We start from the raw sequence: 234 nt of genomic DNA, 5'->3' as shown, positions 1-234 counted from the left end.
CACGAAATGGGCGTCAGCCAGTTCGAGATCAACTTGCTACATGGCGACCCGCTGCTGCTGGCCGACCAGACCTTCCTGTTCAAACACCTGCTCAAGGAAGTGGCACTCAAGCACGGGCTGACCGTGGTGTGCATGGCCAAACCGCTGGCGCGCACGCCTGGCAGTTCCATGCATATTCACCAGAGCCTGGTCGATACCGGCAGCGGGCGTAACGTGTTCAGCGATGAGCAGGGC

Annotated in this window: 1 pseudogene; it reads left to right on the top strand. The window is 60.7% G+C overall.

The annotated features are described in order from the left end of the window. Positions 1–234 (top strand): annotated as a pseudogene (locus tag SB765_RS33950) (glutamine synthetase); the annotation flags it as partial.

The organism is Pseudomonas sp. SIMBA_067 (assembly GCF_046534675.1).
GTDB lineage: Bacteria > Pseudomonadota > Gammaproteobacteria > Pseudomonadales > Pseudomonadaceae > Aquipseudomonas > Aquipseudomonas putida.
Note: the sequence above shows the minus strand (reverse complement) of the source record. Positions and strands in the feature narration are given on the sequence as shown.